General features: G+C 40.9%; 7 protein-coding genes. 5 read left to right on the top strand and 2 right to left on the bottom strand.

Annotated elements, in window-relative coordinates; genetic code table 11:
* Nucleotides 1–86: 86 nt before the first annotated feature.
* Complete coding sequence (locus tag L655_RS0124685; RefSeq protein WP_024606599.1) at nt 87–290, bottom strand: YheV family putative zinc ribbon protein; 204 nt, start codon at nt 288–290, stop codon at nt 87–89.
* Between the two features lie 132 nt (nt 291–422).
* Here L655_RS0124685 and L655_RS0124680 point away from each other — a divergent pair, with 132 nt between their 5' ends.
* From L655_RS0124680 to L655_RS0124655, 5 genes are all read left to right on the top strand, one after another.
* Nucleotides 423–2,345 carry an ATP-binding cassette domain-containing protein gene (locus L655_RS0124680; RefSeq protein ID WP_024606598.1) on the top strand — a complete coding sequence of 641 codons (1,923 nt, stop codon included), beginning with the start codon at nt 423–425 and terminating at the stop codon, nt 2,343–2,345.
* On the top strand, nt 2,329–2,751 hold the full coding sequence (locus L655_RS0124675) for a TIGR02444 family protein (protein ID WP_024606597.1): 423 nt from the start codon (nt 2,329–2,331) through the stop codon (nt 2,749–2,751). The genes L655_RS0124680 and L655_RS0124675 overlap by 17 nt, the downstream gene beginning before the upstream one ends.
* 740 nt (nt 2,752–3,491) lie before the next feature.
* Nucleotides 3,492–4,478: a hydrolase gene (locus tag L655_RS0124665; RefSeq protein ID WP_024606596.1), complete on the top strand. Its 987-nt coding sequence runs from the start codon at nt 3,492–3,494 to the stop codon at nt 4,476–4,478.
* A 2-nt stretch (nt 4,479–4,480) separates the two neighbouring features.
* Complete coding sequence (locus L655_RS0124660) at nt 4,481–4,735, top strand: YheU family protein (RefSeq protein ID WP_004335925.1); 255 nt, start codon at nt 4,481–4,483, stop codon at nt 4,733–4,735.
* Nucleotides 4,736–4,799: 64 nt separating this feature from the next.
* Nucleotides 4,800–5,996: a dipeptidase gene (locus tag L655_RS0124655; protein ID WP_024606595.1), complete on the top strand. Its 1,197-nt coding sequence runs from the start codon at nt 4,800–4,802 to the stop codon at nt 5,994–5,996.
* Nucleotides 5,997–6,235: 239 nt separating this feature from the next.
* Here L655_RS0124655 and tuf read toward each other — a convergent pair whose 3' ends face one another.
* Nucleotides 6,236–7,420, bottom strand: a complete 1,185-nt coding sequence (gene tuf / locus L655_RS0124650; RefSeq protein ID WP_024606594.1) for an elongation factor Tu — start codon at nt 7,418–7,420, stop codon at nt 6,236–6,238.

The following is a 7,420-nucleotide window of genomic DNA, read 5'->3' as shown; positions in this document are numbered from 1 at the left end:
CAGATTATCTTCCCCTTAGTCAGGGTGATAAGGCATCTTTCAGCCTATCGGGTTTGCCAGCTTCGCTGGGCAAACAAAAAACCGGGTTAGTCGCCCGGTTTAAATACACCAATTACTTGTTCAAATTGGCGAGTAGACGCCTGCACAGCATTATCGGGTTGCGCCATTTTATGACCACACTCAACACACTCTACTTTTTCAACATAATGTTCTCTGTATAGCATCATAGTATCCATGGCTTTGCAGTCAGGGCACGATGCACCAGCAATAAATCGCTTCTTTTGTCTCACAACATTTTTCCTGTGGTTTGAACTGCTGTCATTTTATCGTATAACTTCACTTGTTGATACGCTTGATAAGAGCATTAAGTTCTATGTTATGATAGCGCCAACTTAACAAGGGCACAGCAAAGTAACGCATTCATGATCCAAATCTCAGAAATAGAACTACTTCGTGGCGGTAAAGCCTTATTAAAAAACGCATCAGCTACGTTATTTCCAGAACACAAAGTAGGCCTTGTTGGCGCTAATGGCTGTGGAAAATCAACGTTATTTGGTTTACTAAAATCAGAACTACAACTAGATGCCGGTAACTGCAGCATTCCAAAAGATTGGTCTATCGCCTCTGTTAAGCAAGAGACACCTGCCCTTGAAATAAGCGCGATTGATTATGTACTTCAAGGCCACCCAGAATACTACGCAATGCGTATAGCACTGCGTGAGGCCGAGAAAAACAACGATGGCGACACACAAGCTAAAGTACATATTCAGCTTGAAAACATTAAAGGCTATAGCATTGAATCAACCGCAGGTGAGCTATTACACGGCTTAGGCTTTGCCAATAACCTTATAGAAAATCCTGTAAGCTTGTTTTCGGGTGGTTGGCGTATGCGTTTAAACCTTGCCCAAGCATTAATACGCGACGCCGATTTACTATTACTCGATGAGCCAACAAACCACCTTGATTTAGATGCCGTTTATTGGCTTGAACGCTTTTTGCGTGCTTATACCGGCACCCTTGTACTTATATCGCATGACCGTGAGTTTTTAGATGCGGTGGTTGATCAAATTTGGCATGTAGATAAGCAACTTATTAACGTGTACAAAGGTAACTACTCGCAGTTTGAGCGCCAAAAAGCTGAGCGCTTACTACAACAACAAGCAATGTTTGATAAGCAACAAGATCAAATTGCTCACCTTGAGCAGTTTATAACGCGCTTTAAAGCAAAAGCCAGTAAAGCTAAACAAGCACAAAGCCGTGTGAAAGCGCTTGAACGCATGGAAAAACTAGCGCCGGCACATGCCGACTCGCCATTTAACTTTGAGTTTGCAGAGCCAAAAGCATTACCAAACCCACTAATGACAATAGATAAAGCCAAAGCGGGTTATGGTGACGTCACTATTTTAAATAATATAGAGCTAAACCTTGTACCAGGTAGCCGAATTGCTTTATTAGGTCGAAATGGCGCAGGTAAATCAACGTTAATTAAACTGCTTTCTGGTGATTTAGAGCCGCAAGCGGGCGAAGTTGTTCAGCATCACGGATTAAATATTGGTTACTTTGCGCAGCATCAACTTGAATCTCTTGATTTAAAAGCCAGTGCAATAATGCACTTACAACGCCTCGACCCAAAAGCCACTGAGCAATCACTACGTGACTTTTTAGGTGGTTTCGCCTTTATTGGCGATAAAGCACTTGAGCCTGTAGCCCCTTTTTCGGGCGGCGAAAAAGCACGTTTAGTACTTGCCATGTTGGTATATCAAAAGCCAAACCTGCTGCTTCTCGATGAGCCAACTAACCACCTTGATTTAGAAATGCGCCATGCACTTGTTATGGCACTGCAAGGCTTTGAAGGCGCTATGGTTACCGTATCACACGACCGCCACATGCTTAAAAATACCGCCGATGAGTTTTACTTAGTAGATGACGGCAAAGTAACCCAGTTTGGTTACGACTTAGATGCGTATTACCAGTGGTTACTCAATGCCAATAAAGAAGCGGTTAAAGCGCAACAAAGCGACGAGCCTAAAGCAAATCCAGGTGTTAACCGTAAAGAGCAAAAACGCCTAGAGGCTGAGTTTAGAAAGGCCACTCAACCACTTAAAAAGCAAATTGAAAAGCTTGAAAAGCAACTCGATAAATTCACCGCTGAATTAAGTGAAGTTGAAGTGACCTTAGGTGATAACGAACTCTACAACGACGACAACAAAGCCAAGCTTAAAGAGTTATTAGCCAAGCAAGCAACCCTTACGCCTAAACTTAACGACGTTGAAGAAGAGTTACTTATGGCACTTGAAGAAATGGAAGAAAAAGAGCAGGCATTCGCCGATGAACTTGCTCAATAGCGACCATTTTTGGCAATTTGCGTGCACTTTGTACGCAAAGCCTGATCAACAAACAACCTTGCTGGCACTACAAAACCAGCAAGGAAAAAACGTTAATTTATGCTTATTACTGCTTTATTTAGACTCATTAAATTTAAGTATTAATACCCAACAGCTAAACGAGTTAACGCAAGTAGTTAGTGACTTTGATACTCGCGCATTACAACCTCTGCGCGCCGCTCGTAGCTATTTAAAAGCTAACCAGAATGCGATAAGTGATTACGCCACAATACGTGCAGAGTTGCTAAGCGCTGAGCTGAAGCTTGAAAAACAACAGCAACATATGTTGATTGAAACGGTAAATGAGCTTGAATTAGTCAAACTTTCAGAGCCAAACAACATTGAGCTATATGTGAAAGCCACTTAGGGTGTTAGTTTTTGTAGCCTCCTCCACTTCTTATTTTCTTTGTGTAAAAAACCTTCAAGTAATTTACTCACAAAGAGGTTAAGAGGCGCTTCGCTTTTAGAGGAAAACAAACTAAATTATTCAGGTGAAAAATATAAATATTGAGCAGTTATTTGGCTCAAGTAGTTTATTGCTCCCCCCCCCTCATTTATTTCTCATTCTTTTCTCTTTGTGCAAAAGGTCTTTAAGTACTTTATTCACAAAAAGGTTAAAGCGTTTCGCTTTTAGATAAAGTAAAAAAAAATGAGTTACGATCAGCTCACTATTTTAAGAGAAAACTCTCTTAGCTCTCAGTGATAATAACTTACCAACCCTTAAAACATGATCTAAATCAACTTAGCGTCACTCCTACAGCTGCTTAGAAAAATAACTTGATCTCGATCACGTTGCGACCTGCAAACACCGCCTATGATTAACCCATCAACAACGAGGGGAGCAACTCATGAACGTATTCTTTAGAGACTTTTTTACAGATCCAGTTTTATTTATGTCTTTTGGGTTTTTAACCATCGTTGTTTCTTTGTGTATCTTTTTTGCTTTTTTCTTTTTGAAAAAAATACATGACGCAGAAATTCCCGAACAAAATTAAGCACGACGCACTAAAGCGCCTTATTAGTTTACTAGTTAGGCGCTTTTTATTTTCTGAAGCGAAAAATTTGATACACTAGCTTTTCGTTTAATACAAAGTGCGTAGTACAAACATGATCTCTCAGTTCAAACCAGCATGGTGGATGACCAATCGTCACGTTCAGACCATAATGCCGCGTTTTTTCCGCCCATTTCACAATACGTCCTACGAACTTGAGCAACTTGATACACCTGATGGTGACTTTATTGAGCTTGCATGGTCACTTCCACATAATGAAACCGCACCACTTGCTGTTGTTTTGCATGGCCTTGAGGGCAATATAAATAGCTTTTATGCCAAAGGCATGATGAAGGCATTAAAAAAACAAGGTTATGCAGTTGTGCTTATGCACTTTAGAAATTGCTCAACCGAAGTAAATCGCCTACCACGTGCTTATCACAGCGGTGACACCGCCGATTTAGCTTTTTTTATAAATCACTTAAAGCTGCAATTTCCTAAGCGCACTATGGTCGCTGTTGGTTTTTCATTGGGCGGTAATGTACTTGCCAAATACTTAGGTGAAGAACGCGAAAAATGCCCATTAAGTGCAGCAGCGGTGGTATCTGCTCCTTATGATTTGTCGTCATCGAGCGATGTTATTCGTAAAAGCTTAGGTAAAATTTACCAAAAATATCTGCTCGATCGGATGAAAAAATCAATGCAGCGAAAGCTGCCACAAATTAAGCAGCAAATTTCATTAACGCCAAAACAGTTAATGAAAATTGACGATTTATTAGAGTTTGATAATCAGTTAACAGCCCCTCTACATGGTTTTGAAAACGCACACGATTACTACCGTAAAGCCAGTGCTATGCCGTATTTGAAAGATATCGCTGTACCCACACTTATTATTCATTCCAAAGACGACCCTATGCTCTCAATTAAAGCCGTACCGAGTAGGCAAGACGTAAGTGAGCATGTTACGCTGCGCATCTCTGACAAGGGCGGGCATGTTGGTTTTATTAGCGGTAAAAATCCGTTTAAACCTATATTTTGGTTAGAAAAAGCCGTCCCTCATTATTTTAGCCAGCACGTATCAAATAAAGCGAGTAACAAGTAGTAATGATTATCCCTTTTGAACAACTCGATCAAGACACTCTTTATAACTTAATCGAAAGCTACGTATTACGCGAAGGTACCGATTATGGTGAAGTAGAGGCAAGCATCGAATCTAAAGTAAGCCAAGTAAAGCTGCAGCTTAAAAATGGCGAAGCGATGGTGTTTTTCTCAGAATTACACGAGTCTGTAACTATAATTTCAAAAGGTGAATTTAAAGCGCTGCAAAGTGAAGAGCATCAAGCACAGTCGTTTGATTAGGGCGTAGTACTTGTAACTTTTGAATTGAACGTACACAATGGCTTTTTACCCAAAGAGCCAAAACATGATAAAACTCAGCACTCTAGTGGTAGCCATATCACTAGCTTTAACTAGCCAAGCCCAAGCAGAACAAACAATAACAGCATCTGATAAGGCAATTAAACTCGCTAAAGATACCATTTTAATTGATACCCATATTGACGTACCTTATCGAATTCACGAAAGCTGGGTTGATGTAACCAAAGCAACTAGTGATGGCGATTTTGACTATCCTCGCGCTGTAAAAGGCGGTTTAAACGCACCGTTTATGTCGATTTATATTCCTGCGCATTTAGAGTTTGAGGGTAAAGGAAAAAGCTACCAGCTAGCCAATCAAATGATTGATAGTATGGAAGCCATAGTCCAGCGCGCACCCGATAAGTTTGCTATTGCTAGCTCAAGCTCTGATATTGAAGAGCAATTTAAACAAGGTAAGCTGTCTATAGCCATGGGTATGGAAAATGGCTCTCCAATCGAAGGTGATATGAAAAACCTTCAGCACTTTTACGACCGTGGCATTCGTTACATCACGCTAGCGCACTCGCAAAGCAACCATATTTCGGATTCGTCTTACGATATACGCCGTAAATGGAAAGGCTTAAGCCCATTTGGTAAAAAGCTTGTCACTGAAATGAATAATATAGGCATGCTAATTGACGTATCGCATATTTCTGATGATGCGTTTTATCAGGTTATGGAGCTCTCTAAAACGCCAGTAATTGCCTCTCATTCATCACTTCGTAAATACACGCCTGGCTTTGAGCGCAATATGAATGACGATATGCTATTAGCGCTGAAGGAAAATGGCGGTGTTATTCAAATCAATTTTGGCTCAAGCTTTGTTACCGCTAAAGCAGGTAGCTGGGGCAAGCAATTAAAAAGTACAAAAGAGTCAGCTAAAAAAGAAGGTACTAAGTTAAGTAAAGATTTTGATGCTGCGTACCGTGCTAAAAATCCGTATCCATTTGCAAGTCTTGAGCAAGTACTTGACCATATTGATCACGTAGTTGAGCTAATTGGTATTGATTATGTAGGTATTGGCTCTGATTATGATGGAGTTGGCGATTCATTACCTATCGGCTTAAAAGATGTATCTAGCTACCCTAATCTTGTTCAAGGTTTAATGGATAGAGATTATAGCGACAAAGATATTAAAAAGATTTTAAGTGGCAATTTATTAAGAGTTTTAAAACAAGCGCAAGAGTATGCGAAGAAGCACTAAAGCTTTTATCATATATTAGTAATTGGCTAAAAGACCAAGAGCTAACTCAATATAAGCGCGGCCTAGCCGTGCTTATATTTAAGAGCTCAGTTATTTTCAGCAACCTTTTTCCTCAGGCTTCGCAAAACTCAACCCTAGCTACGGCAATAAAGCTATATAGGAGCTAATCACTTTTCTATAGGCATTAAAAAAGGCCACCTGAGTGACCTTTTTCTAACAATTAACTTAAAAGTTAATTATTACTCTACGATAGTTGCTACAACACCAGCACCTACAGTACGACCACCTTCACGGATAGCAAAACGAAGACCTTCATCCATCGCGATTGGTGCGATTAGAGTTACTGTCATCTTGATGTTATCACCAGGCATTACCATTTCTACGCCTTCTGGTAACTGAACGTCACCAGTTACGTCAGTTGTACGGAAGTAGAACTGTGGACGGTAACCTTTGAAGAATGGAGTATGACGACCACCTTCATCTTTAGAAAGTACGTATACTTCTGAAGTGAATGTAGTATGTGGATTGATTGAACCAGGCTTAGCTAGTACTTGACCACGTTCAACGTCTTCACGCTTAGTACCACGTAGAAGTGCACCAATGTTCTCACCAGCACGACCTTCGTCAAGAAGCTTACGGAACATTTCAACACCAGTACAAGTAGAACGAGTTGTATCATTGATACCAACAATTTCTACTTCGTCATTGATGCGGATGATACCAGCTTCAACACGACCAGTTACAACAGTACCACGACCCTGGATTGAGAAAACGTCTTCGATAGGCATGATGAATGGCTTATCGATGTCACGCTCTGGCTCTGGGATGTAAGAATCAAGTGCGTTTGCAAGCTCAACAATCTTATCTTCCCACTCTTTCTCGCCTTCTAACGCTTTAAGCGCAGAACCAGCGATTAGAGGTAAGTCATCACCTGGGAAATCGTATTCAGAAAGAAGTTCACGAACTTCCATTTCTACTAGTTCAAGTAGCTCTTCGTCATCAACCATGTCACATTTGTTCATGAATACGATGATGTAAGGAACGCCAACCTGACGAGAAAGAAGGATGTGCTCACGCGTTTGTGGCATAGGGCCATCTGTCGCAGCAACTACTAAGATCGCGCCGTCCATTTGAGCAGCACCAGTGATCATGTTTTTAACATAATCGGCGTGACCAGGACAATCTACGTGTGCGTAGTGACGTGTAGGAGTATCGTATTCAACGTGAGACGTTGAAATAGTGATACCACGTTCGCGCTCTTCTGGAGCGTTGTCGATTGATGCGAAATCTTTAGCAACACCGCCGTATACTTTTGCAAGTACGTTAGTGATTGCTGCAGTTAGTGTAGTTTTACCGTGGTCAACGTGGCCGATTGTACCAACGTTTACGTGCGGTTTTACGCGTTCAAACTTTTCTTTTGCCAT

This window comes from Pseudoalteromonas sp. TAE79, from assembly GCF_000498015.1.
Taxonomy (GTDB): Bacteria; Pseudomonadota; Gammaproteobacteria; order Enterobacterales; family Alteromonadaceae; genus Pseudoalteromonas.
Note: the sequence above shows the minus strand (reverse complement) of the source record. Positions and strands in the feature narration are given on the sequence as shown.